This window comes from Clostridioides sp. ZZV15-6388 (genome assembly GCF_020657755.1).
Taxonomy (GTDB): Bacteria; Bacillota; Clostridia; order Peptostreptococcales; family Peptostreptococcaceae; genus Clostridioides.
In genome coordinates, this window is sequence record NZ_JAGWCU010000008.1 from 99,992 (window position 1) to 125,402 (window position 25,411).

General features: G+C 26.9%; 27 protein-coding genes. 22 read left to right on the forward strand and 5 right to left on the reverse strand.

Annotated features, from left to right (window positions below):
* The first annotated feature begins 52 nt into the window (after positions 1-52).
* The 4 genes from grdF (at position 53) to KGF48_RS07505 (ending at position 4,274) form a co-directional block, all read left to right on the forward strand.
* On the forward strand, positions 53-1,360 hold the full coding sequence (gene grdF / locus KGF48_RS07490) for a sarcosine reductase complex component B subunit beta (protein WP_227840760.1): 1,308 nt from the start codon (positions 53-55) through the stop codon (positions 1,358-1,360).
* Between the two features lie 304 nt (positions 1,361-1,664).
* Positions 1,665-2,372, forward strand: coding sequence for a LytR/AlgR family response regulator transcription factor (locus KGF48_RS07495; RefSeq protein ID WP_227828468.1), 708 nt, complete (start codon positions 1,665-1,667; stop codon positions 2,370-2,372).
* A 1-nt stretch (position 2,373) separates the two neighbouring features.
* A complete protein-coding gene (locus KGF48_RS07500) occupies positions 2,374-3,759 on the forward strand; it encodes a sensor histidine kinase (protein ID WP_227867881.1) in 1,386 nt (461 codons plus the stop codon).
* Positions 3,760-3,830: 71 nt separating this feature from the next.
* Positions 3,831-4,274, forward strand: a complete 444-nt coding sequence (locus tag KGF48_RS07505) for a FlxA-like family protein (protein WP_227867882.1) — start codon at positions 3,831-3,833, stop codon at positions 4,272-4,274.
* Positions 4,275-4,535: 261 nt separating this feature from the next.
* On the opposite strand, the gene KGF48_RS07510 is transcribed toward KGF48_RS07505, so the two are convergent.
* Positions 4,536-4,760 (reverse strand): FeoA family protein, encoded by a 225-nt coding sequence (locus KGF48_RS07510; protein WP_003423664.1) that lies wholly within the window; start codon positions 4,758-4,760, stop codon positions 4,536-4,538.
* A gap of 96 nt (positions 4,761-4,856) precedes the next feature.
* Entirely contained in the window at positions 4,857-6,110 is a 1,254-nt protein-coding gene (locus tag KGF48_RS07515) for a sodium/glutamate symporter (protein ID WP_227828471.1), read from the reverse strand.
* A 261-nt stretch (positions 6,111-6,371) separates the two neighbouring features.
* Between KGF48_RS07515 and add the strand changes: the two genes are divergently transcribed.
* The 5 genes from add (at position 6,372) to KGF48_RS07540 (ending at position 12,881) form a co-directional block, all read left to right on the forward strand.
* The gene (add, locus tag KGF48_RS07520) at positions 6,372-7,361 is read left to right on the forward strand and encodes an adenosine deaminase (RefSeq protein ID WP_227828472.1); all 990 of its coding nucleotides are present in this window, start codon (positions 6,372-6,374) and stop codon (positions 7,359-7,361) included.
* Positions 7,362-7,435: 74 nt separating this feature from the next.
* Positions 7,436-8,173: an EcsC family protein gene (locus KGF48_RS07525; RefSeq protein WP_227828473.1), complete on the forward strand. Its 738-nt coding sequence runs from the start codon at positions 7,436-7,438 to the stop codon at positions 8,171-8,173.
* Between the two features lie 197 nt (positions 8,174-8,370).
* A complete protein-coding gene (locus KGF48_RS07530; protein ID WP_227867883.1) occupies positions 8,371-9,522 on the forward strand; it encodes a double-cubane-cluster-containing anaerobic reductase in 1,152 nt (383 codons plus the stop codon).
* Between the two features lie 22 nt (positions 9,523-9,544).
* Positions 9,545-10,300 carry an acyl-CoA dehydratase activase gene (locus KGF48_RS07535; protein WP_227828475.1) on the forward strand — a complete coding sequence of 252 codons (756 nt, stop codon included), beginning with the start codon at positions 9,545-9,547 and terminating at the stop codon, positions 10,298-10,300.
* Positions 10,301-10,493: 193 nt separating this feature from the next.
* Entirely contained in the window at positions 10,494-12,881 is a 2,388-nt protein-coding gene (locus KGF48_RS07540) for a cell wall-binding repeat-containing protein (RefSeq protein WP_227867884.1), read from the forward strand.
* A gap of 220 nt (positions 12,882-13,101) precedes the next feature.
* Here KGF48_RS07540 and KGF48_RS07545 read toward each other — a convergent pair whose 3' ends face one another.
* Positions 13,102-13,335, reverse strand: a complete 234-nt coding sequence (locus tag KGF48_RS07545) for an ATPase (RefSeq protein ID WP_227433254.1) — start codon at positions 13,333-13,335, stop codon at positions 13,102-13,104.
* 276 nt (positions 13,336-13,611) lie between these two features.
* Here KGF48_RS07545 and KGF48_RS07550 point away from each other — a divergent pair, with 276 nt between their 5' ends.
* The 10 genes from KGF48_RS07550 to KGF48_RS07595 all read left to right on the forward strand — a co-directional run bounded on the left by KGF48_RS07550 (position 13,612) and on the right by KGF48_RS07595 (position 21,458).
* A complete protein-coding gene (locus KGF48_RS07550; RefSeq protein WP_227828477.1) occupies positions 13,612-14,202 on the forward strand; it encodes a TetR/AcrR family transcriptional regulator in 591 nt (196 codons plus the stop codon).
* Positions 14,203-14,315: 113 nt separating this feature from the next.
* A complete protein-coding gene (locus tag KGF48_RS07555) occupies positions 14,316-15,161 on the forward strand; it encodes an ABC transporter ATP-binding protein (RefSeq protein WP_227828478.1) in 846 nt (281 codons plus the stop codon).
* On the forward strand, positions 15,158-15,841 hold the full coding sequence (locus KGF48_RS07560) for an ABC transporter permease (protein ID WP_227828479.1): 684 nt from the start codon (positions 15,158-15,160) through the stop codon (positions 15,839-15,841). Before KGF48_RS07555 ends, KGF48_RS07560 begins: the two co-directional genes overlap by 4 nt.
* The gene (locus KGF48_RS07565; RefSeq protein WP_227828480.1) at positions 15,838-16,554 is read left to right on the forward strand and encodes an ABC transporter permease; all 717 of its coding nucleotides are present in this window, start codon (positions 15,838-15,840) and stop codon (positions 16,552-16,554) included. Before KGF48_RS07560 ends, KGF48_RS07565 begins: the two co-directional genes overlap by 4 nt.
* A gap of 96 nt (positions 16,555-16,650) precedes the next feature.
* Positions 16,651-16,905 (forward strand): helix-turn-helix transcriptional regulator, encoded by a 255-nt coding sequence (locus tag KGF48_RS07570; protein WP_227841358.1) that lies wholly within the window; start codon positions 16,651-16,653, stop codon positions 16,903-16,905.
* Positions 16,886-17,341, forward strand: coding sequence for a peptide deformylase (def, locus tag KGF48_RS07575; RefSeq protein WP_227867885.1), 456 nt, complete (start codon positions 16,886-16,888; stop codon positions 17,339-17,341). The genes KGF48_RS07570 and def overlap by 20 nt, the downstream gene beginning before the upstream one ends.
* A 51-nt stretch (positions 17,342-17,392) precedes the next feature.
* A complete protein-coding gene (locus KGF48_RS07580; RefSeq protein WP_227828483.1) occupies positions 17,393-17,854 on the forward strand; it encodes a pyrimidine dimer DNA glycosylase/endonuclease V in 462 nt (153 codons plus the stop codon).
* 49 nt (positions 17,855-17,903) lie between these two features.
* A complete protein-coding gene (locus KGF48_RS07585; protein ID WP_227841355.1) occupies positions 17,904-18,806 on the forward strand; it encodes an SPL family radical SAM protein in 903 nt (300 codons plus the stop codon).
* Positions 18,807-19,157: 351 nt separating this feature from the next.
* A complete protein-coding gene (locus KGF48_RS07590) occupies positions 19,158-19,988 on the forward strand; it encodes a class I SAM-dependent methyltransferase (protein WP_227828485.1) in 831 nt (276 codons plus the stop codon).
* Between the two features lie 243 nt (positions 19,989-20,231).
* Positions 20,232-21,458, forward strand: a complete 1,227-nt coding sequence (locus KGF48_RS07595; RefSeq protein ID WP_227828486.1) for an RtcB family protein — start codon at positions 20,232-20,234, stop codon at positions 21,456-21,458.
* A gap of 188 nt (positions 21,459-21,646) precedes the next feature.
* Here the strand turns inward: KGF48_RS07595 and KGF48_RS07600 are convergent, their stop codons facing one another.
* Both KGF48_RS07600 and KGF48_RS07605 read right to left on the reverse strand, forming a co-directional pair.
* Entirely contained in the window at positions 21,647-21,847 is a 201-nt protein-coding gene (locus KGF48_RS07600) for a cold-shock protein (protein ID WP_131044449.1), read from the reverse strand.
* A 227-nt stretch (positions 21,848-22,074) separates the two neighbouring features.
* The gene (locus KGF48_RS07605; RefSeq protein ID WP_227435413.1) at positions 22,075-22,251 is read right to left on the reverse strand and encodes a hypothetical protein; all 177 of its coding nucleotides are present in this window, start codon (positions 22,249-22,251) and stop codon (positions 22,075-22,077) included.
* Positions 22,252-22,730: 479 nt separating this feature from the next.
* On the opposite strand from KGF48_RS07605, the gene KGF48_RS07610 reads away from it, so the two are divergent.
* The 3 genes from KGF48_RS07610 (at position 22,731) to KGF48_RS07620 (ending at position 25,338) form a co-directional block, all read left to right on the forward strand.
* Positions 22,731-23,114 (forward strand): BlaI/MecI/CopY family transcriptional regulator, encoded by a 384-nt coding sequence (locus KGF48_RS07610; RefSeq protein WP_227841698.1) that lies wholly within the window; start codon positions 22,731-22,733, stop codon positions 23,112-23,114.
* Positions 23,115-23,432: 318 nt separating this feature from the next.
* Positions 23,433-23,888 carry a MarR family transcriptional regulator gene (locus KGF48_RS07615; RefSeq protein ID WP_227840972.1) on the forward strand — a complete coding sequence of 152 codons (456 nt, stop codon included), beginning with the start codon at positions 23,433-23,435 and terminating at the stop codon, positions 23,886-23,888.
* A gap of 106 nt (positions 23,889-23,994) precedes the next feature.
* The gene (locus tag KGF48_RS07620) at positions 23,995-25,338 is read left to right on the forward strand and encodes an MATE family efflux transporter (RefSeq protein ID WP_227867886.1); all 1,344 of its coding nucleotides are present in this window, start codon (positions 23,995-23,997) and stop codon (positions 25,336-25,338) included.
* Positions 25,339-25,411: the final 73 nt, after the last annotated feature.

Sequence of the window (25,411 nt, forward strand, 5' to 3'; positions counted from 1 at the left end):
ATTATTAATTTAATTGATGTAATAACTATAAATTGATTTGGAGGATTAAGATATGAGTAAAATCAGAGTTGTTCACTATATAAATAATTTCTTTGCTGGTATAGGAGGAGAAGAAAAAGCAGATATTCCACCAGAAAAAAGAATGGGAGTAGTAGGGCCTGGAATGGCATTTCAAAGTCAATTTAAAGACGAAGCGGAGATAGTTTCAACTGTAATTTGTGGAGACACATATTTTGGAGAAAATATTGAAGATGCTACTAGAGAACTTTTAAAAATGATAAAAGAAGAAAAACCTGATTTATTTATTGCAGGGCCAGCATTTAATGCAGGTAGATATGGAGTAGCCTGTGGAACTATTTGTAAAGCAGTTGAAGAAGAACTAAATATTCCTGTAGTCACAGGAATGTATAAAGAAAATCCAGGTGTAGATATGTTTAAACTAGATTTACACATAATAGCTACAGGAAATTCAGCAGCTAGTCTTAGAAAGGTAGTTCCAATAATGTCAAGACTAGGGCTTAAATTAGTTAATGGTGAAGAAGTAGGGTCTCCTGAGGTAGAAGGATATATAATGAGGGGAATAAGAAAAAATTTCTTCCATGAACTTAGAGGTTCTGAAAGAGCGATTGAAATGTTGGTTAAGAAAATGAATGGAGAAAAATTTGAGACTGAGTATCCAATGCCTGAATTTGATAGAGTTACACCTGTAGAGGCTATCAAAGACTTATCTAAAATAAAACTTGCATTAGTAACTTCTGGAGGTATAGTTCCAACTGATAATCCAGATAAAATCGAATCTTCAAGTGCTACTAAGTATGGTATTTATGATATAACAGGCATGAATTCTATGTCAAATAAAGATTTTACAACTATACATGGAGGTTATGATAGAGCATATGTACTTGAAAATCCAAACTTAGTTGTGCCATTAGATGTGGTTAGAGAATTTGAAAAAGATGGTGTAATTGGAGAATTGGCAAATTACTTTATAACTACTACAGGGACTGGAACAAGTGTAGGTAATTCTAAGAGATTTGGAGAAGAATTTTCTAAAAAATTGGTAGAAGATAAAGTAGAGGCTGTAATTTTAACATCTACATGAGGCACTTGTACTCGTTGTGGAGCAACGATGGTAAAAGAGATTGAAAGAGCAGGTATAGCAGTTGTCCATGTTTGTACTGTAGTACCAATATCACTTACAATAGGAGCAAATAGAATTGTTCCAGCAGTAGGTATACCATATCCACTTGGAAATCCAAAGCTAGGGGAAGAAGAAAGTAAAAAAATTAGAAAGAACATAGTTTTAAAGGCCTTAAATGCATTAAAAGAAGATGTAGAAGATCAAACCGTATTTGAATAATAAAAATATAACACAACACTAAAATTAAAATAGATATCATAAAATAGTTTCTGAAAATTATTTTATGATATCTTTTTTTATTAAGTAATTTAAAAACATTGAATATATTTTTATATTTTTAAATTAAATTTACTAGAATGAAAAATTAAATTTAGAGTATTGATACATAAATTTAAATTAGATATACTATGAAAAGTAAAGTTATTCACTTTGGAACATATATTCAGCATATTAGAACAGATTAATTGAAATAAAGAAGTTAACTTTATATAATAAAATAATATGAGAAAGAAGGTGTTACATATTGATTTCAATTGCTATTTGTGATGATGAATCGTATATGTTAAATGATTTAAAAGAAAATATAGAGCTATATATGAATAGAAATAATTTATTGTATAATATAGAACTTTTTGATAAAGCTGAGACTCTATTATATAATCATGAAGTATTTGATATTATCTTTTTAGATATACAGATGGAAGGTATTAATGGAATGCAAGCAGCTAAAAAATTAAGGTCATGTGATAATGATTGCTTTATAATTTTTGTGACAGTTTTAAAGGAATTTGTATATGATGCTTTTGAAGTAGATGCTATAAATTATTTGATAAAACCATTGTCTAACGAAAAACTAGCTAAGACAATGGATAGGATAATTATAAAGCTGGAGAGTAATGAAAAGAATTATATAACAATACAAAAAGGGCACTCATATTGGAGATTGAAAATAGCAGATATTTTATATTGTGAAGTTATAAAAAGAAAGATTTATATCCATTTAAAAAAAGAAATTATTGATTATTATGAAACTATTGATAGTCTAGAAAGAAGCTTGCCAATAAATTTTTTTAGATGTCATCGTAGTTATATAATTAATTTACAATCTGTATATAGCTATGAAAATGGTAATGTAGTTATGGAAAATGGAGATATGATACCTGTTTCCAGGTTACGCCAACAAGAATTTTCTGAAGCTATGCTTAAGAATATGAAAAATAGGAGGAGATAACATGGCTAATTTACCTTATTCTAATTCATTATTAGAATATAGTATTTTATTCGTCTTTGCAATAGATAGAAGTCTAATAGCCATATTGCAATATTATTTTCTAATTAGTTTTACAAATACTAAGTCAAAATTTTGGTACTGTATTTTATACTTGTTAGTATCAGTTTTGTCAATTAGTATAAATACATATTTTAATTTATATAATTTATTTTATTCACAGCTTATATTTTTTCTACTGACTTTTTTGTTTGTAAAGTATGTAATAAAAAAATCTACAGTTTTATCTATAGTATTATCTCTATTAGTATATGTAATTGAGCAGTTAGCATATGGATTTATGGCTCCATTTAATTATTTACTATTTATAAATAATACAGATATAAATATTTATAAATTTGTTGTAAATACGGAGATTTCATTTTTTATTACGATTATAATAGTTGGATTTATATATTGGTATAGTGCTAAAAAATTTAATATTAAAACTGTGAAATTTGATAGATATTCAATAATTTTGATAACTCCATTGTTACTCATAATATTATTTTGGCAATCATTTGAGAATACTGGTTATTCAAGTTCAACCATAAATATCGATACGAAACTTCAAACTGTAAAATTATTAATGAATACGTCTCTTACTAAAGAAATTCAAGCTTTCCTTTTTTCTTCAATTGGAATTATATGTGTATTTTTCTCTTTATTTGAGTTTAAGAAATTGATGCAATATTTAAAAGAAGAGAAAAATAAAGCGATTTTAAATCAACAAATTTATTCTCAAAAAAATTACATTGAAGAAGCAAAATCTCGATTGTCACAAACAATGTCTTTTAGGCATGATTTTAACAATCATCTAGCTATTGTAAATGGACTGCTAAAAAAAGGCGAAATTTTAAAAGCACAAGAGTATTTAAATAAACTCGAAAAAATAACCAGTGACCTATCATTTTCTTGTAATACAGGAAATGTTGTAATTGATGCCCTTTTCAACAATAAATTAAGCATAGCAAAACAATTAGGAATACAGGTGGATTGTGATGTAATTATACCAAGTGATACTAGTATAAATGATGTTGACCTCTGTATAGTATTTGCCAATGCTATTGACAATGCAATTAAAGCCTGTAAACTTGTAGATAAACAAAATAGATATTTAAAACTCTCAACTAAACTAGAGGGTGGCTTTTTTATGATAGAAATAAAAAATAGTTATAATGCAGTAAATAATTACACAAGTGGCTCAGGTATCGGAATTTCAAATATAAGAGAGATTGCTAAGAAATATCAAGGGGCTATAAGTATAGAGAATACACAAGAGTATTTTCAAATAAATATATTACTAATTATTTCATTACACTGTACTGACATTTCAGAACAATTAACTTGAAAATAGAATTTGTAACCAATATTATATATGTAAATAAAAAGTTTAACATATAGAAATAGGAGGTTACTAAAATGAAAATTGGAAGTATAAATGGTCAAACACCAAGAACATCTAATATAGATGGTTCAAATAATAACCAAAGCGAAATACAAAGTTTAGAACAACAAAAAAAAGTATTACAAGAAGAACTGGAGAAAGTTAAAAGCAATAAAAGCATTGATAGTGAAATGGCTAAGTCAAAAATAGAAGATTTAAAAAAAGAAATAAAAGATATAGAAAGTAAAATTCAAGAACTAAAAGGAGAAAAAACACAAGAGTCAGATGGAGGACAAAATACTGTTTCTGAAGTAAAAAATAGTACATTAGATAAAAAAGAAGAAAATTCTAATAATAAAAATGCAAAAACACCGTGTGATGTTTTTGAAAAAGGCAATGAAGAAGAACAATGGGACAATACTTATAGCCTTGTTCAAGATGATAAAAATTTAAAAGTAAAATTTAATAGACCTATATAGTTTATCTAGAAAATTAACTTATTGAAATAGTAATTAGTATTTTATACTCTTAAGTAATAATTACATAAATATATTAATTGTAAATAAATATACTATATTTATTCAAATTTACATATAGCTTTACAACTATTATTTATAAATTTCTATTTTAAGTTTTATACCGAATATAAATATTAGTGAATATCCTCTTAAGTTTACTTATGGTTCTAATGCAAATAAAAAAAGAGATTTTAAAATCTCTTTTTTTATTTTTATTCTATATTAATTATTTTTTAAATTTATATTTTTTGCATCAGATTTTCTAATAGCTAAATCAAATCCTCTAAATCTAATCACTATCGGATCATTAAGAGGGGCTATTTTTTTTACTTCAACTTCAGTGCCATCTATTAATCCTAAAGCAAGAAGTCTCTTCATAAGTTTTTCATTCCCAGCTATATTATCTATAATTCCCTTTTGCCCAAGTTTTAAGTTGTAAACAGTCATTATTAACACCTCCTAATGAAAATCATTATCAAGTTCTATATTTATAATATATAATAAAAAAGCTAAATTGTCAATATATAACAAAAAATAAACATACTAACTCAGTATGTTTATAAAAAGTAGTATACAAGGGATACTAATGGCATCTAGTAAAAAACCACTTACTAAGGGAACAACCAAAAATGCTTTTGGAGAATCTCCATATTTTTGTGTTAAAGAGCTCATATTGGCTAAAGCATTTGGAGTAGCACCTATTCCATGTCCAATTAAACCACTTATTATGATGGCAGAATCAAAATCTTTTCCAAGTATCCTAAAACAAATAAATACTGAAAATAAAATTATAAAGATTACTTGGAAAGTTACTATTAAGAGAATTGGAGGCAATAGTGTTGATAATTCAAATAAATCTATATTCATAAGCGATAATGTTAGAAAAATTCCTAATGAAAGTTCTTTTAGAAACTCTATAAGTTTAAAGTTTAACTCTAGTATATTTATCTTGTCATTTAAATTTCTAAAAATAACTGCTGAAAACATACAAGTCACAACAGAAGGTAAAAGAATGTTACATGTCATATAAAATATTCTACTTATAATTTCGCCTGTATTTATACAAATAAATATAAGAAGAACTTGCTCTAAAAATATAGTAGGATTTATAGTTTGAGAAAATTCGTTTTTGATTGCTCTATTTTTGCTTCTAAAAAATTTATTTTTTAATCTCATTGAATCTTTTTTATATCTAAAACCTGATAAATCTATTTTTGTTGAAGGTTGCAATTTATATTTTTCTATCAGAAATCTAGCAACAGGACATCCTAATATCCCACCTATAATAAGACCTATTGTTGCAGCAGATAAACCAACACCAACTGCACCATCTACACCAAGACTTTCTATTGTAAGTCCAAATGCAGCTGAATAACCGTGACCACCTTCCATAGATACATTACCACACATAAGCCCTAAAAGTGGTTCAAATTTTATAATTTTTGATATTGATATAGCTATAATGTTTTGACAAAAAGCTAGTATTCCGCATAAAATCCAATATCTAAATAATACACTACCACCTTTTTTTATAAGGTTTATGCTTATTTCAAGCCCAATAGTTGTAAAAAAGAAAGTTATGAAATTTGGCATTAAGTTTCCACTTACAGATATGTCTGCTATATGAAAATATTTAAGAAATAAATTTAAAAAACAAAATAATAGACCTCCTATTACTGGTGCAGGTATACAGAAGTTATTTAAAAATTTAATCTTATTTTTTAACAGATTACCAATTAAAAAGAATAGCATAGATAAGGTTAAAGTTTGTACAGTATTAAAAGTTAAAGTAATCAAAATAAATCCTCCTTGTAATTTAAAATCGTCTTTGTATAATTTAAATTATTATGTAATGGAATTTTTACTATCAAATGTATATTAATAAATGTATATTAAAAAAAATCAATGGATATAATTAGATAATCATAAATTAAATAAGAATATTTTACTAATATACAGCTTTTAACATGAAAAATTTTAGTATATTGTTATAATAGAAATAAGACTTAAAAATTTATCAATAAGATATGTTATTTATAAGTGTAAAAGGAGGATAAAATGTTTGAAAATTTACCTAAGGTAGAATTGCATTGCCATTTAGATGGAAGTGTTAGAGTGGAAACTATATTTGATATAGCGCTTAAAGAGAAAATAGATTTGCCTTCAGATAATATTAATGAAATAAAAAAATTATCGAAGGTTCCACATGATTGTACTTCACTTGATGAATATTTAAAAAGATTTGATTTACCTCTAAAAGTTATGCAGTCTAAAGAAAGTTTAAAAAGAATTACTTTTGAACTTTTGGAGGATGCAAGTAAAGAAAATATTAAATATATAGAAATTAGATTTGCTCCATTACTTCATATTCAAAGAGGGTTGAGTATTAAGAGCATAATTGAAAGTGTAGTTGAAGGAATTAGAGATGCTGAAAGTCTTTATGATATAAAAGGGAATTTAATATTAGGTTGTATGAGAACAATGACCCCAAAAGAGGCATTATTGGTAATTGAAGCAGGTAAATCCTTTATAAATAGAGGTGTTGTAGCGGTAGATTTATGTGGTCCAGAGAAAGAAGGCTTTTGTAATGAATATGAAGAAGCTTTTAAACTAGCAAGAGATTATGGATATAAAATTACAGTGCATGCAGGAGAAGCAGCAAGTGGAAAAAATGTATTAGATGCTATAAGTATTTTAAAGGCAGATAGAATTGGTCATGGTATAAAAATTAATGGAGAAAAAGAAGCATACGATTTAGTTAAAAATAAAAAAGTATTACTGGAAATATGTCCAACCAGTAATGTACAAACTAAGACAGTAGATTCTTATAAAACACATCCATTTTACGATTTTTATAAAGATAATTTACCTGTAAGTATAAATACTGATAATAGAACTGTATCAGATATAAGTTTAAATTCAGAACTAAATCTAATATTTGATATATTTAATCTAAGTTTAGAAGACTATAAAATAATTTATAAAAACACAGTAGAAGCAAGTTTTGCAGATAAAGAAACTAAAAAATATTTATATAGTCTAATTTAGTAGGTTAAATAGATTAAAAATTTAAATTAATTAAGTAAGTTAATTAAACATATATTTTAGAGTAGGAGATAAATTTGAAAAATTATAAAGAGATTTCTTATAATGAATTAGCAAAAAAAGAATTAGAACAATGGAAGAAAGATATATTGAAAAAACCGTCTATATTTGATAAAGCTTCAAAAGGTATACAAAATAAATTCAATGGAGTGTTGCCAGATAAATACCATGAAATAATGACTTCTTCAATAAAAGGAATGACAAAAACTGTATTTTTTGGATATAAATATGCTACAAAGTCACCAATTAGAAATATATCCTTAGAAGAAAGGGAAAAGTTAGTTGAAGAAAAGGCTAAAAATTATAAAACTACAGCAATGATTGAAGGAGCAGGTACAGGAGCTGGAGGTATTTTTTTGGGGCTTTCTGATTTTCCTCTACTTTTAGGTATTAAGATAAAATTTTTATATGATGTTGCTTCAATATATGGATATGATGTTAAAGATTATAGAGAAAGAATTTATATACTAAGTATATTGCAGTTGGCTTTTTCTAGTCAATCGAATATAAATACAACATTTAAATTGATGAGTAATTGGGATGAGTATATAAAAAATTTACCAAATGATATCAATGATTTTGATTGGAGAACATTTCAGCAAGAATACAGGGATTATTTAGATTTAGCTAAACTTTTGCAACTAATGCCTGGAATAGGGGCATTTGTAGGATTTTATGTAAATGGAAAATTAATTGATAAATTACATGAAACAGCAGTATTTGCTTATAGATTGAGGATTAGAGAGCTTAATTGATAAATGGTAAAATTTTTAAATAGATATAAAATATATCTATATATATATTGATTTGCATTGATAAAAACAATGATGGATGAAAGGTAAAGCATGATAAAATCTAATGTAGAGGTTTGTATTTTAATGGAAATATTTACGTTTTATTGTTTAAAATACAAAATGAATTATAAAGAGAAGTAATTGGGAGGAATATTTTCATGGCAAATTTACCAAAACAATTTGATAGTTTTAATGAAGCTAGACAAAAAGGATTTATAAATGCAAAGGAACTTAAAGAAAGTGGGAAAAAAATGGTTGGAGTGTTCTGCACATTTACTCCAGTTGAGATTCCAATGGCAGCAGGAGCAACAGTAGTAGGTGTTTGTGGAGTTAGTGAAGAACCAATTCCAGATGCAGAAAAAGTGTTACCAAGAAATCTTTGTCCTTTAATAAAATCAAGTTATGGGCATGCAATAACAGATACATGTCCATATTTCTATTTTTCTGATTTATTAATAGGAGAAACTACTTGTGATGGCAAGAAAAAAATGTATGAAGAGCTTGCAAAGGTTAAACCAACATATGTAATGCATTTACCAAATACTGCAAAAGGTAAGTTTGCTTATAAGCTTTGGAAAGATGAAATGGTAAAATTAAAAGATGAGGTTGAAAAATCTTTAGGCGTGACTATAACAGAAGATGATATAAGAGCGGCCATAAAAGATAAGAATGAAGAGAGAGAACTTTTAAAAGAGTTTTATGCACTTGGTAAATTACAACCATCTGCACTTACAGGTCTTGAACTTCATAATGTACTATATCAAGCAGGTTTTAAATTTGACCGTACTGAACTTAAGCAATCTTTAAGAAAAGTTATAGATGATATGAAAGAAAGATATGAAAAAGGAGAATGTCCAGTTACAAAAGATAAACCAAGAATTCTTATAACAGGTTCTCCAATTGGTGGAATAAGTGAAAAGATAGTTAAAACTTTAGAAGATGATGGAGCATCAGTTGTGGCATATGAACTTTGTGGAGCTATAAGATCAAATGATTTATTAGTTGATGAAGAAACAGAAGATGTGTATGATGCTTTAACACAAAAATACATAAATATAGGTTGTTCTTGTATGATGAACAATGACCATAGGATTGAACTACTAGATAGAATAATAGATGAATATAATGTAGATGGTGTAATAGATGTAGTTTTACAAGCCTGTCATACATTTAATATAGAAAGTTACAGAGTAAGAGAATTTGTTACAAAAGAAAAAAATAAGCCATTTATGTCTCTTGAAACTGATTATTCAAAATCAGATACTGAACAATTAAGAACTAGATTTGAAGCGTTTGTAGAGATGTTATAGGAGAGTAATAATAGGAGGGGTTATGTTTAGTATAGGAGTGGACTCAGGGTCAGTAGCAACAAAAGGTGTGTTATTTGATGGTGAAAAAATTGTCAAAAAAATAATTATACCAACTGGATGGAGCCCTAAAAGTACATCTAAACAAGTTTATGAGTTGTTAAGCGATGGAATTGATAAAAAAGATATAAAAAAAGTAGTAGGTACAGGCTATGGCAGAGGGGTAATGGACTTTGCCGATAAGAAAGTAACAGAAATAACGTGTCACACTAGAGGCGTTTACTTTTTAAATGAGAATGTAAGGACTATTTTAGATGTAGGTGGTCAAGATAGTAAAGTTATAAATTTAGATAGAGATGGAAATGTATTTAATTTTATAATGAATGATAAGTGTGCTGCTGGTACTGGTAGGTTTTTAGAAATTACCTCTAATCTTTTGGGAAGTGATATAGAAAGTATTGATACGCTAGCTCAAGGAAATGAACCAGTTAATATATCTAGCATGTGTACAGTTTTTGCAGAGTCCGAAATAGTAAGTCTCTTAGCTCAAAATATTTCTACTGGAGATGTAGCAGCAGGAATACTTAAATCTATTGCAAATAAGTCAACATCGATGTTGGCAAGAGGAGAAATAGTAGATGAAGTTGCATTTACTGGAGGTCTTGCGAAGAGTAAAGTATTAGTAAAAATGATAGAAGAAATATTAGATAAAAAAATATTTATTGCAGAAGATACTCAGATAATAGGAGCATTAGGGGCTGCAGTAATTGGATTTAAATAAAAATATCTTAAATAATAAAATAAAAAGCTGAATTTATCCAAGATAATTTCAGCTTTTTATTTTATTCTATTTATTTTTAAAGGAAAACTTTGGTATAATTGATTTAAATGATTATATATTTAGAAATAATTAATATTTAGTCATATATAGTATTAAATCTTTAAAAATTAGCTCGAAGTTAGGGGGAGAAAGTATGAAAAAGTTTGCTTCAAGAAAAGCATCAAGGTTTATTGCATTATTTTTAATATCTATTTTAGTAATGTCAACGATTCCTGTATCAGCTGAAAATGGAAATACATTGAATCAGATAAAAAAAGCTGAATACAGTGAGACTTATAAACAATATCTAGAAGATGCTAAAAATGGACGTACAGAAAAATATAATGGGATTATACCAAATCCATATCAATTGGAAGGTACTAAAGTTCGAAGTAAAGGAAGAACAGCTCCAGCATCTTATGACCCAAGAAAGTTGGGATTAATGACCTCAATAAAAAATCAAGAAAATCTTGGAATATGCTGGGATTTTGCAGCCATGGCAACTTTAGAAAGTTTTCTAAAATTAAAGAATTATGGAGACTATGATTTATCAGAAGAACATTTAAGATGGTGGGCTTCAGAAGGTGAATATGGATGGACTGTAAATGATATGGATGGTGCTTTAAATTATGAAGCTATGGGATACTTAACATCTTGGTCAGGTCCTAAATTGGAAAAAGATATTCCATATAACGGTAAAATATCTAAAGCACAAGGAGCAACAAAACCAGCTAATATGAATACAGCACCAACTGTTTTTAATGTAACAGATGCTGTATGTGTAAGTAATGATATGAACTCTACAAAAAATGCTATATTACAGTATGGAGCAGTAACATCAGGTTATTATGAAGATATTAAGTATCAAAGTGAAGACAACAATTCATATTATTGTCCAACAAAAAGTTTCAATACTAACCATGCTATTTCAGTTGTAGGTTGGGATGATAATTATTCTAAAGATAACTTTAATTCAAGTAATAGACCATCAAAAAATGGTGCATGGCTAATAAAAAATAGTTGGGGAGATTATAATTCTGAACGTGGATACTTCTGGATATCTTATGAAGATAAGACACTTATGTCTGATATAGATAATTTCTCAATCAGAGGAGGTCAAAAACCTAATGATGATGAAAAAATGTATCAACATGACTACGCAAGTATTGTTCCTTTAATTTCAAATAAAATAACAGCTGCAAATGTATTTGACTTTAATAGGGGAGATGAGACTCTAAAATCTGTAATGTTTTTAACTGAGAGTATAGGAGCTAAGTATGAAATATATTATGCTCCAGTAGTAAATAGCATACCTCAAGAAAGTAACATGAAAAAATTAAAAGAGGGTACTACACAATATTCAGGATACATAACCGTTCCAATAGATTCTTTTGATATACCAGAAGGAAAAGGTGCTATAGTAGTTAGCATAGAAGATAAAAATGGAGAATCAACTATAGGTTCTGAATCAAATGTGCCAGGTTATGATACGTTTAAAGCAAAAGCAAACTTAGGAGAAAGTTACATTATAGATAGTACTGGAAAATTCTATGATATAAATAGAGATAGTAAGTTTTATCCATGTAACTTTACTATAAAAGCTGTTACAGAAAAATCTTCTGGTGAAAGTATTCCAAATGAATCTTTAATTGGTAGTGATAGATATGAAACTGCCATTAAAGTTAGCCAAAATGGATTTAGTTCTTCAGAAAATGTAGTTTTAGTAAATGGAGGTTCAATAGTAGATGCATTGGCAGCAACTCCTTTTACATCTGCCATCAATTCACCGATATTATTAACACAAAAAGAAGCTTTGAATTCAAAAACTAAAGCTGAAATACAGAGATTAGGCGCAAAAAAAGTATACTTAATAGGTGGAGAAAATTCCATAAGTAAAGAAACTGAACAACAATTAAAAAACTTAAATATATCAACTGAAAGAATATCAGGAAGTGACAGATATAAGACAAGCTTGCTATTAGCTCAAAAGTTGAATAGTATAAAAAATGTCTCTCAAATAGCTGTTGTAAATGGTGTAAAAGGTTTGGCTGATGCAATTAGTGTAGGTGCAGCCGCAGCAGAAAATAATATTCCAATTATACTTGCAAATGAAAAAAGCGAATTGCAAGGAGCAGATGAATTTTTAAACTCACTAAATATAGAGACGTCTTATATTATTGGAGGCACAGTATCTTTATCAACTAGTTTGGAAAGTAAACTTAAAAACCCAACTAGATTGTCTGGTAGTAGTAGAGACGAAACAAATTCAAAGATAATAGATAATTTTTATAAAAAAGATACTTTGAAAAATGCATATGTAGTTAAAAATGGAATCAAGAGTCAAAATGATTTAATAGACGGTCTAGCAGTTGGTCCTCTAGGAGCAAAAAATGGGTCACCAGTAATTTTGGTTGGTGATAAATTAGCTGATAGTCAAAAAGATGTTCTTAAAAATAAAACTTTAGAAAAAGCAACTCAAGTTGGTGGAGGTGCAAATCAAAACGCCTTTAAGGAGTTAGTAAAATTAAAAAGTGTTAAATAAGATACTAGTGGCTTAATAGATTTCTAGTAGATAATGTCAAATTGAAGCTGTAAATAGTCATTTTGAATTATTGATAACTGAAACAATCAATAATTATAAGATTCTATTTACAGCTTTAAATATACGTATTAATATTTTCAATGTATAAATAGAAAAGGGTTATTTTTATATAGAAAGTCTTACATACTATATAAAAATAACCTGTATTTAATTAACCTTTTTATATAGTTCTAATAGCTATTATAGAGCTAAGTGGTAAATATAGTGTGTAAGTCTCGTTTAAAGATGGATTAGATTCGTCTATATATCTTGAACAAAGTGTAATTGATAAGCTGTCTGCTTCTATAATTTCCCCATATAGAGGGCAACTGCTAAAATAAGAATTTACTTCAACATATTTATTTAAGTTTTCTTGAACAAAATCATAAAAACGATTTTTTGTAGTAGTAGTCATAAAATCAACTCCTTCATTTTTTATTAAAAATGGAACATTTAAAAAGATAAATATGATTACTGCTATTAGAAACTAAGTTAAAAAATAAGCAAATAGATATGAAAATAGAATAATATATTATTTATATTTTAATTATAACATTATAGCATAAAAAAAGCTATATAAAATTCAGAATTTTCGAAGATTTTTAATAGAATTAATAAATTTATTGACATTAAAGAGTAAATGAATTATATTGACTATAAAGATTAATTTAGTCAAATAGGAGATGAGAGGATGCCTAAATCATATTCTGATAAAGAAAGAGAGTACATAGTTAAAAGACTTAAAGAAGAGGCTAGTTTGTGTATTGAGCAATATGGTATTAGAAAAACTACTGTTGATGAACTTGTAAGGCGAGTAAAGATTCCAAAGGGAACTTTTTATCTGTTTTTTCAATCGAAAGAATTACTTTTTTTTGAAGTATTGAAAGATATACATGATTCAATACAAAACCAAATGTTATACGAATTAAAAAAACTTGATGAAAGTGTTACATATGATAAGTTGACAGATATATTTATGAAATTTTATAAGCTAGTTGATGATACTTCAATTTTAAATCTGTTAATTAATGGAGAGTTTGAAATACTAATGCGAAAATTACCAGATTATATAATTGAAGAACATTTTAAGCATGATGATTTTGAAATTAGTAAGATGATATCTTATATACCAAATGCAAAAAATAAACATGTAGAAAACTTTAGTGGGGCATTTAGAGCAGTATTTCTTACTATGTTATACAAACATGAAGTTGGTGAGAATTGTTTTGATGATGCTTTAAGATTGATGATAAGAGGTCTAGTTATACAACTTATGGAATAAATTTTTAAACTTGTTTGCTAGTATTTTTACTAAAAAGTATTAACAAACAAAAAAATTGGTTTTTATTGACTATATAATTAAATTAGTCAAATATATAAAAAGGTGGGATAAAAATGATTAAAGTTGATAATTTATCATTTAGTTATACAGATAAAAAATTTTTACAAAATATTAATTTTGAAGTGGGAAAAGGAGAAATACTAGGATTTTTAGGACCATCTGGAGCAGGTAAATCAACATTACAAAAAATTCTAATTGGTATGATAACCAATTATGAAGGAAGTGTACTTGTAAATGGAATAGAAAGCAAAAAACATTCAAATAAATTTTATGAGAATATAGGAGTTGATTTTGAATTTCCTAGTTTATATGAAAAATTAACTGCAATAGAAAATTTAAAATACTTTGGTTCTTTATATTCTAAAAAATTACTACCAATTGGAGAACTACTAAAATCAGTAGGATTAGAAAATGAAGCAAATAAAAAAATATCGGAGTATTCAAAGGGGATGAAATCGAGATTAAATTTTATAAAAGCTTTATTACATAATCCAGATATATTATTTTTAGATGAGCCAACAAGTGGTCTTGACCCATCAAATAGTAAGATTATGAAAAATATGATTCTATCAGAAAAATCTAAAGGTAAAACTATTATTTTAACAACTCATAATATGTTGGATGCAACAGAACTTTGTGATAGGGTAGCATTCATTGTAAATGGGAAAATATCTGCATTAGGTACACCACATAATCTTATTATGTCAAAAGGTGCTGTTAAAATTAGATATACATATTTTGATAATGGAGAAAAAATTTCTGAATGTTTTTTAAGTGATACTAGTAACGACAAAAAATTAAATATGCTTATTAAGGAAAATAAGCTCTTATCAATACATAGTAGTGAACCAACATTAAATGATATTTTTATTGAGATAACAGGGAGGAATTTACAATGAGATTAAAAAATCTTATCTTAGGAGATATAAAGTTTCAATTTAAATATGGATTTTATTTTTTATATGTTGTTTTAAGTATTGTATATATTTGTTTGCTTAATGCCTTTCCACCATTATTGAGAGAAAAGGTAGCTATAATTATGATTTATTCTGACCCAGCAGCAATGGGATTATTTTTTATGGGAGCAATTGTACTTCTTGAGAAGAGTCAAAGAGTTTTAAATTCTCTAGCGGTATCTCCAATAAAAATATCAGAATATATTTTATCAAAGGTGATTTCATTGTCAATGATATCTAGTATTGTAGCTATGGTAATTGCAATTACAGCAAATTTAAATAATATTTTGATAGTAATTATAGGAACCTTCTTTGCATCGATAATATTTTCATTACTTGGGCTTATATTTGCAAGTAGAGCATCAAGTTTAAATCAATTTATTGTTTTAACTATTCCTGCTGAGATTGTCTGCTTTGTGCCACCAATAATTAATGTATTGATGGATTTAAATGTATTTACTAATTTGTATCCTTTCAATATATGTATTTCTCTTATTAGTGGAGATAAAAATTCTTTAGTAACTAATATATTAATTTTAATATTGATGACTATAATAGTTTATTTCATAACATATTATTTTGTTTGTAGTATTTGGAAAAAGGTAGGTGGCATAAAGTTATGATAAAAATTATTAATGCTTTTAGACAAGAATTTGAGCAAATAAAATGTGATGCTATGCTTTTTGTAGTATGCATTTCTCCAATATTATGTGGAGGTCTTATAAAATTTGGAATACCATTAATTCAGAATATATTAATTGATAGCTCTTATTATCAATTAACTTTAGAACCATATTTTTTAGTATTTGACTTGCTTTTAGCTTTCATAACACCTTTTATGTTCTTTTTTGCTTCTACTATGGTTATGTTAGGAGAAATTGATGATAATATTTCAAAGCACTTGATAATCACTCCTATTGGAAAAAGTGGTTATCTTATTTCAAGACTTGGAATACCAGCTATCTTAGCATTTGTCATTACAGTAATTTTATTATTAACTTTTTCGCTAACTAAAATTTCTTTTTTATTAAATTTAGCAATTTCTTTAGTAGCTTTGATGCAAGGAATTATTATATCAATATTAATAACTTCTTTATCATCAAATAAATTAGAAGGTATGGCACTTACAAAGTTATCAGGTCTTTTTATGTTAGGTATTCCAGCACCATTTTTTATTTTAAATAAAATACAGTATATTTTATTTTTCTTACCATCATTTTGGTTAGCAAAGGCATTTAAGGATAGTAACTACATATATATTTTTATCTCATTTATTGTATCATTAATTTGGATTGTTTTATTACTTAAAAAATTCAATAAAAAAATATCTAGTTAAATAGATTATTAAAATAAATATAAGGTTGACTTGACATAAAAATTGGAAAATGTTACAGTTTAAATGTAAGGTTAACATTACATGAATGGAGTATATATGAAAAATAAAATCAAGGTATTAAGAGAAAAATTGGGGTTAACGCAAGAACAACTAGGAGAATTAGTAGGAACATCTAGGCAGGCTATAAATGCTATAGAGACTGGTAAAAATGAACCTTCAATATGGTTAGCATATGATATTTCAAGAGTTTTTAATGAACCAATTGAAAATATATTTTTATTTGAAGAGAGTGAGAGAAAATCAAGAGCTCAGATAAGTAGGGGTGAATATTATGGCTCTAAGAGAGATTAGAACTTTTGACGATGAAATTTTAAGAAAAAAGAGTAAGAATGTAGAAAAAGTAGATAATAAGATAAGAGACCTATTAAATGATATGGCAGAAACGATGTACAACACGCCAAATGGTGGGGGTTTAGCTGGATGCCAAGTAGGAATACTAAAACGCTTAGTTGTTATAGATTTAGGAGAGGGACTTATTAAACTTGTTAATCCTGAAATTATTAAAGAAGAAGGAGAGCAAATTGTTGTTGAAGGTTGTTTAAGTTTTCCTGATGTATGGGGAAAATTAAAAAGACCTAAAAAAGTCACAGTTCAAGCTTTAAATGAGAATGGTGAGAAAATAACAATTAAAGGCTCAGGACTCATGGCAAAATGTCTTTGTCACGAGATAGACCATTTGAATGGCATAGTTTTTACAGATAAACTTATTGAACGTGTGAAACTATAATGTAATTTAAGTACTAAATTTAGAGAATATTTTATAGTGAGGAGTTAAATTATGAGATTATGGCATAAGGATTTAATTGATGTATTACCTAAAAATCAATTAGTAAGTCAATGGAGAGAACTATTCGCTATAAAAGGTTCTATAGAGAAAAAAGGTACTCCAAATCATCTATTAGTAAATAAAGTATTAAATTATAGTATAGATGAATTTAAATTTTATGCAAAAGTTATACATGATGAAATGGTGAAAAGGGGTTATAGACCTAATGAAACTAAGTTTATAGAAATGCTAAAATGGAATAATAACAATTTTTCAATGGATGTATCTGTATTACATAATCTAAATTTAGAAACTTTATATAGAGATTGGCATAATGAAGTATATTTAAAACAATGTCTATATAATTTAGAAGAAAAAGCAATGTGTGGAGGAATATCCATGAATGAATGGAATATATTACTTTGTAAATACGGTGATGACTATGACTTATGGTATGGTAATAGCTTACTTTAATTACTATAATTTAATATTATGGTATGATTAGATGTAAAGAGGTGATTGTTTGTATAATAAAGTAAAATATACTCCAATAAATTGTGAAACTGCTTGTAATAAACTAAAAAGAAGTATGCCGTATAAATGGGATTTAAATATTTATCGTGGTTGCGAACATGCATGTAAATATTGTTATGCTATCTATTCACATAAGTATATGAATTCTGGTAATTACTTTGAAGAAATTTATGTAAAAACAAATATAATAGAAAAACTTGAAAAACAATTGAGTAGTAGTAAATGGAATAGAGAAGTAATTAATATAGGGGGAGTGACAGATAGCTATCAGCCTATAGAAGCTGAGTATAAGATTATGCCAGAAATATTGAATCTATTAATTAAATATAAAACCCCAGCGATTATTTCTACAAAATCAGATTTAATTTTAAGAGATTATGATTTGATTGATAAATTATCTAGAATTACATATATTAACATAGCTTCTACAATTACAACAGTAGATGAAAAGACACAAAAGCTCATTGAACCGAATGGAGTAGATTCAATGAGAAGATTTAAAATGTTAAAGGAATTTAGAAAAACTAACGCTTCAGTTGGTCTTCATATTATGCCAATTATACCTTATATTACAGATAATTTTGATAATATAAATTCATTGTTTAGATACGCAAAAGAAAGTAATGTACACTATGTGTTACCTGGAACTTTGTATTTAAGAGGTGTAACTAGAGGTGTTTTTTTTGACTTCATTAAAAAAGAATTTCCTGATTTATTTGATAAATTATCAATACTATATAGTACAGGTTCAGCAAATAAAGAATATAAAAACCAACTTTATAAAATGGTCAATCAACTTAGAAATAAGTACTCTTTATCAAGTAGTTATGCCAAAATAATGAAAGAAAAATTAAAACATTCAGGTGATATTCAGTTATCTTTTTTTGATTAATTTTAGATATAATAAGCTACTTCTAAATTGACTATTATAAATTATCTAAACCAAAATTCATTGACAAATAAATATAATAAATATATAATGTATCCATAAAATAAAAATATGAAAGGATGATGTTGTTCGGCGTACTTGATATCATAAAATCGTTGATGTAAGTATTGCTGGAAAAGAGTAGATAAAATCAAATTTAATAAGTAAACAAAATAAAGCGATAGTTTTATTGTTGTGCTTAAAAATATTTGGTTCTATTTTACTCTTATTTAAACTCATCTTTTTGAAGTTAAACCACAGAGTAAAATCTGTGGTTTTTTTGTTTTATAAATAAACTTTAAGGAGTGGTATGTTTTGTTAAACAAATTATGTATGTATTTAGAAAGACCAGAACTTTATAAGGAAAGTAAAGTTAATTTTTGGGATGATGAATATATCTCAAAACAGTTATTAAAAGCGCATTTAGATGTTGATTTTGAAGGAGCAAGTAGAAGTCTAGACTTTATTAATGATTCTGTAGATTGGATAGTTAAAGTTGCATCTCCAGATAAGTATCCAAATTTAATTGATTTAGGATGTGGACCAGGACTATATGCAGAAAGATTTGCACAGAAAGGTTATAAAGTAACTGGGATTGATTTTTCAAAGCGCTCTATTAATTATGCACAAAGTAGAAATGAAGAGAAAAATCTAAATGTAACATATTTATTTCAAAGTTATTTAAATATGAATTACAGTGAAGAATTTGATATAGCTACTTTAATTTATTGTGATTATGGAGCTTTATCAACTAAAAGCAGACGTCTATTAATGGAGAATATTTACAAAAGTTTAAAACCTGGAGGAAAGTTGATATTAGATGTATTTACAGTAAATAAATACAATGATTTTAAAGAAGTTAAAACATGGGAAATAAATGAAAAAGGAGGATTTTGGAGTAGTGAAAGATATGTGTGTATACAAGATAATTGCAAATATAGTGATTACAATACATTAGAACAAACTCTTGTTATAACAGAAGGAAATGAAAATGTATTTTATATTTGGAATAAATACTTTTCAAAAGAGAGTTTTTTAGCAGAAATTAAAGATATTGGTTTTAAATCTATTGAATTTTTTAATAATGTCAAAGGTGAAGTATATTCTGATGATAGTATGACTATGGGATTAGTTTTACAAAAATAGTAAAAAAATGATGAATATGTTTAAATGAATAAAAGCTTGAAATCTATAATAATATCACATAAGAAAAGTATATATATTGAAAGATGGACATTTTTATGTTATTTTTAATACATTATAAATTTGATTATATAAAAATAAAAGTAATATTTTTGTTATTATTTTTTATATAAAATTTATTTGAATATATTTTTTAACGGCATATGATATAAAATTTAATATATAGTTTAGAAGGATGTGGTATTAGTGTTAGAGATTCAAGGGAAATACAATAAAGCAAAAATATTTACAGATAATGTAGACAGTACAACAATAAGTCAAATAATAGAATTATGTAATCAGGAATTTACAACAAAATCTAAGATAAGAATAATGCCAGATTGTCATGCAGGTTCTGGCTGTGTAATAGGTACTGTAATGACAATACAAGATAAAATCGTTCCAAATCTTGTTGGAGTAGATATAGGGTGTGGGGTTATATGTGTAAATCTGGGTAAAGTTGATTTGGATTTAAAGCAGATAGATGATTTTATAAGAAAAAAAATACCTCATGGATTTAATATAAACAAATATAGTAAAGCAAACTATAAAAAAGAGATAGAATCACTATATTGTATAAAAGGCATAGGAAAAGCTACAGAGGAATATAATCGAGCTATTGGAAGCCTTGGAGGGGGAAATCATTTTATTGAGTTAAATGAAGATAGTGAAAAAAATAAATATTTAATAATACACTCTGGTAGTAGAAATCTTGGTAATAGGGTAGCAAAATACTACCAAAAAAAAGCTTATGATTACTATATTAGAATTAGTAATAATTTTGAGGAAGATAGTAAAAGACTTGTTGAGCAGTACAAAAAGGAAAATAGAGAAGAAGAAATTCAGGATGCATTAATATCGCTTAAAAAAGAACATAACTTTACTCCTAAAATACCAAAAGATTTATGTTATTTAGAAGGCAAATTGATGGAAGATTATCTTCATGATATGGATATTATACAAAAATATGCTGAATTAAACAGAAATACAATGGCTAAAAGAATAATTGAAGAATGTATAGGTCTTAAATTCAATGATTTATACCATTTTCAAACCATACATAATTATATAGAAATTGAAAACAGAATACTAAGAAAAGGAGCCATAGCATCATATGAAGGAAGAAAGTTATTGATTCCTATAAATATGAGAGATGGTGTTATCTTGGGAGTAGGGAAAGGAAATTTAGATTGGATTAATTCTGCACCTCATGGAGCAGGACGTATACTTTCAAGAGGAGAAGCCAAAAGAAGTATAAATATGAAAGATTATGAAGAATCTATGAAAAATATATTTACAACGAGTGTAAATATTAAAACCATTGATGAAGCACCTCAAGCGTATAAGCCAATTGATGAGATTGTAGAAAATATAAGAGAAACAGTTGACATAATTAATATATTGAAACCAATTTATAATTTTAAGTCAAATTAACAATTTGGAAGATTAAGAAAATACAGTAATCTTAATCTATATAAAAAAATAAAATTTATAAAAAAGGAGTACAAAAAATAGTACTCCTTTTTTATATATAGGTTCAGAAATAAGGATTAATAATTATCTTATATATACTAGCAATAAAAAAAGACCCTCAAAAGAGTCTTTCCCGAAAAATCTATATATTATAATATAGTTATATTTTCTGCTTGAGGACCTCTAGCACCTTTAACTATATCAAAGCTTACTTGTTGACCTTCTTCTAATGATTTAAATCCTGAAGTTTGTATAGCTGAGAAATGAGCAAATACATCATCTCCACCTTCCATTGATATAAAACCAAATCCTTTTTCATTATTAAACCATTTCACTATTCCATTATTCATTAAAAATACTCCTATTAACCTGTATCAAGATATACTTGATTTAATTGTGTATTACCACAAATACTATTGTATCATAGATTAATAGAAATGTCTATGTAATTGTATTTTTTAGTTAACATTTTTGGTTATTCTTAATATTAAAAATATATTTAAGAGTTTTGTATTACTATATATTAATATAAATGTAGATAAAACTAAAAAGGGTTCTTCTAGAAAACAAATTTTATTTAATTATACTTACTTACCAATACCATCACTTGATGTAAGCAATTTTCTACTACATTTTCTCCGTACTCTAGTATAAAATCATCTAACTGTGTATCTATAAAATCACAATAATCATATGAACTACCAATATAAGCAGTTAACATATGTGTACATCTATCCATTTTATCTCTAAACATATATTATTATCCCCCTAATAAATATGAATGTCGTTTTATTTTAGAAAAAATAATCTAAAAATGTAGAGTATATAGAAAAATTTACCTGTAGTTTTTGTATAAAAAAGCTCCTATTATTAATTTAAGCTAGATTGAATTTGAGGAAGTGACATAAAATGGAGCAACAAGAGGTAGTAGAGAAACTGCACAGAGGGAATTGATGTTGATGGAATATATGTGGAGTAAAAAATCTATTCTATCTAAAAAAGAAAATAGTAAGTTTTAAATCAAACTATGATGTGCTAGTAATTAAAAAAGAATATTTAAGTGCTAGAAAAGAAGAAAGGTGTATAAGTAAAGATAATAACCTTTTCATACGAATATTTACAACTATACATAAAAGAAATAATACAATAGAAGAGAAATTAAAAAAATTTATAAAAAATATGCAAAATATAGTAAAAAGATAACTCTGTTTATATAGAAAGAAGGAATATATTATGTTTAATAAAAAATTACCAGATGCGGAATTAAAATTGATGAAAAATATTTGGAATTCGGGATACAAAACTGTAATATCGAAAGATGTTGCAGATGAAATGGAGGAAAAATATGGTTGGAAACATACAACTACAATTACACTTTTAGCGAGACTAAGTAAAAAAGGTTTTTTAATATCCCAGAGAATTGGAAAACATGTACACTATACAGTATTAGTAAAAGAAAAAGAATATCTAAAACTAGAAGGTAAAAGAATTTTTGGAGGTTTGCATAACAATCCCCTGTCAGAGTTAATTTCAAAACTACATAATAAAGAGGAAATAACTGAAGAAAAAATAATAGAAATAGGAGATTGGATAAAAAGTTGGCAAGAAGAAGATTAATATATATTAAAAGGTAGCTACTAATATAATTGCTACCTTTTTATTGTTGTGGATAAAATTGTGGATAAACTATGGAAAACTTATGTAAAATTTGTGGATAAAATATTTTACTGACATTTAACTGACAAAAGTATTAAAATGAAAAATAAAAATGTTGAAAAAACAATACTTACAAACACTTAAAAGCCTATAAGAACTATTCAATTATAAAATAAATCTTTAGATATTTCTTAAATAGAAACTTGACAATTGAGAAGCAAAGATATAATATGTATAGTAGCTAAACAGTAATGAAACTAAACATATAGAGGTGAAAGTATGAGAGATTATTCTAAACTAATTACACTGATGGAACGTATTATTCACAAATACAATCAGTGGGAGGATAAAAAACGAACTTATGGAACAGAGCTTTTATTATCAAAATCAGAAATTCATACAATAGTAGCTGTTGGTAATAATCCTGGGATAAATATTACATCTCTTGCAGATACTTTAGGTATTACAAAAGGCGCAGCTTCTCAGATGATTTATAAACTAGTAGATAAAGGGACAGTGGTAAAAAAAGTATCTCCTGATTCTGATACAGAAGTAGTTTTGAGCCTTACAGATGATGGAATGAAAAATTATAAAGCTCATCAAGAGTATCATAAGCAAACTAATGATGAATCACTTAAACTGTTAGATGATATGCCAGAACCTTTTTATGAATATATGCTGAGTTATTTTTCTGCTTTTGAAGAAAGTATTGATAAAAAACTAGAAGAAAATTAAGTCATATATGTGAAAAAATTGCTATCGTAGAGGGTAGCAATTATTTTTAAAAATATATTTAGTAACTATACTATATCGAAACAAAACAATTGAAAGGGTGATTGGTATGGATGGAAATCAAAAAAGAATCTATCTTTTAGAAAAAGAAGATGTAAGGAAATCACTGTTAAAATTAGGAATGCCTACTATGATAGGGGTGATAGTATCAGCATTATATAATATTGTTGATGCTTTCTTTGTAGGTCGTTTGGGTACACTGCAAACTGCTGCAGTATCCTTAGTATATCCATTAACTATGGTTGGTACTGGAATAGGGTTGCTTTTTGGAAGTGGTGCAGGTTCTTATATTTCAAGGCTTCTTGGTAAAAAAGAATATGAGGAAGTAAAGATTTGTAGTAGTATAGCTTTCTTTTCAGGTATATTTTTAATCGCTGTTTTGGTTACAATTATGCTATTATTTTTTAATCCTCTTATGAATTCTTTAGGGGCAACAGATAACACACTTTATTATGTAAGAGAATATGGTTTGATATATATTTTGGGGCTTATATTCAATGTTTTCAATATAATGATGAATAATATGATAGTTGCAGAAGGGAGTTCTTCATTTAGTATGACTGCTATGTTGTTTGGTGGATTGACAAACTTCATATTAGACCCAGTTTTAATCTTTGGATGTCATATGGGAGTTTCTGGTGCTGCTATTGCAACATTAATTTCACAACTTGTCTCTACTTCATTTTATGGGTTTTATATTTTAAAAGGGCATACATTTTTGAAAATTTCTTTTAGTTATTTTAAAATCAAGCGTACTATTTACATAGAGATTTTCAAGATAGGTCTACCAGTTTGTTTCTTTCAATTTTTGACTGGTGGCGCTGTGAGTTTAACTAATATTGTTGCCAAACCATTTGGAGAAGCTGCCATTGCTGCTATGGGAATTGTTAATCGCCTTATGTCTTTGGAATCCAATGTTTTGTATGGTTTTTTAAAAGGTTATTCTCCTCTGGTTGGATATAACTATGGTGCAGGAAAAATAGATAGAGTTGAAAGAGCTACTAAGACAGCAATATATTGGAGTACTGCTATAAATGTATTGTTTGGAATTTTGTGCATTTTATTTTCAAAGCAATTTATTTATGTATTTAATCAAGAATCAGTTAAAGTATTGGAAATTGGAAGAACTGCTTTAATTGTTGATGCTATTTCATTTATGACATTAGGAGTTCAAATTGTCATAGGAAATTACTTTTTAGCAATTGGAAAGGCAAAACAAGGTGGTATGTTAAGTATATGTCGTCAAGGTTTACTGTTCATTCCATTTCTGCTGATTTTCACAAACTTATGGGGTATGACAGGTCTTATTGCAACTCAATTGGTAGCAGATGTATGTGCAACAATTATTACTGTCATAATGTGGTTTAAAGAAAAGTCACTGCAATTAGTATAGAAGAGATTTTATCACAAAAGAAAATAATGTTGAAATATTGATAAGTAGGCATTTTATTTTTATATGTCAATAA

Excerpts from the sequence above, each read along its gene's own strand:
- KGF48_RS07550 (WP_227828477.1), top strand. The coding sequence starts at position 13,612 with ATGCCTAAATCATATTCTGATAAAGAAAGAGAGTACATAGTTAAAAGA.
- KGF48_RS07535 (WP_227828475.1), top strand. The coding sequence starts at position 9,545 with ATGTTTAGTATAGGAGTGGACTCAGGGTCAGTAGCAACAAAAGGTGTG.
- KGF48_RS07545 (WP_227433254.1), bottom strand. The coding sequence starts at position 13,335 with ATGACTACTACTACAAAAAATCGTTTTTATGATTTTGTTCAAGAAAAC.
- def (WP_227867885.1), top strand. The coding sequence starts at position 16,886 with ATGGCTCTAAGAGAGATTAGAACTTTTGACGATGAAATTTTAAGAAAA.
- KGF48_RS07600 (WP_131044449.1), bottom strand. The coding sequence starts at position 21,847 with ATGAATAATGGAATAGTGAAATGGTTTAATAATGAAAAAGGATTTGGT.
- KGF48_RS07560 (WP_227828479.1), top strand. The coding sequence starts at position 15,158 with ATGAGATTAAAAAATCTTATCTTAGGAGATATAAAGTTTCAATTTAAA.
- KGF48_RS07620 (WP_227867886.1), top strand. The coding sequence starts at position 23,995 with ATGGATGGAAATCAAAAAAGAATCTATCTTTTAGAAAAAGAAGATGTA.
- add (WP_227828472.1), top strand. The coding sequence starts at position 6,372 with ATGTTTGAAAATTTACCTAAGGTAGAATTGCATTGCCATTTAGATGGA.
- KGF48_RS07510 (WP_003423664.1), bottom strand. The coding sequence starts at position 4,760 with ATGACTGTTTACAACTTAAAACTTGGGCAAAAGGGAATTATAGATAAT.
- KGF48_RS07580 (WP_227828483.1), top strand. The coding sequence starts at position 17,393 with ATGAGATTATGGCATAAGGATTTAATTGATGTATTACCTAAAAATCAA.
- KGF48_RS07540 (WP_227867884.1), top strand. The coding sequence starts at position 10,494 with ATGAAAAAGTTTGCTTCAAGAAAAGCATCAAGGTTTATTGCATTATTT.
- KGF48_RS07530 (WP_227867883.1), top strand. The coding sequence starts at position 8,371 with ATGGCAAATTTACCAAAACAATTTGATAGTTTTAATGAAGCTAGACAA.
- KGF48_RS07500 (WP_227867881.1), top strand. The coding sequence starts at position 2,374 with ATGGCTAATTTACCTTATTCTAATTCATTATTAGAATATAGTATTTTA.
- KGF48_RS07505 (WP_227867882.1), top strand. The coding sequence starts at position 3,831 with ATGAAAATTGGAAGTATAAATGGTCAAACACCAAGAACATCTAATATA.
- KGF48_RS07610 (WP_227841698.1), top strand. The coding sequence starts at position 22,731 with ATGTTTAATAAAAAATTACCAGATGCGGAATTAAAATTGATGAAAAAT.
- KGF48_RS07605 (WP_227435413.1), bottom strand. The coding sequence starts at position 22,251 with ATGTTTAGAGATAAAATGGATAGATGTACACATATGTTAACTGCTTAT.
- KGF48_RS07615 (WP_227840972.1), top strand. The coding sequence starts at position 23,433 with ATGAGAGATTATTCTAAACTAATTACACTGATGGAACGTATTATTCAC.
- KGF48_RS07565 (WP_227828480.1), top strand. The coding sequence starts at position 15,838 with ATGATAAAAATTATTAATGCTTTTAGACAAGAATTTGAGCAAATAAAA.
- KGF48_RS07555 (WP_227828478.1), top strand. The coding sequence starts at position 14,316 with ATGATTAAAGTTGATAATTTATCATTTAGTTATACAGATAAAAAATTT.
- KGF48_RS07570 (WP_227841358.1), top strand. The coding sequence starts at position 16,651 with ATGAAAAATAAAATCAAGGTATTAAGAGAAAAATTGGGGTTAACGCAA.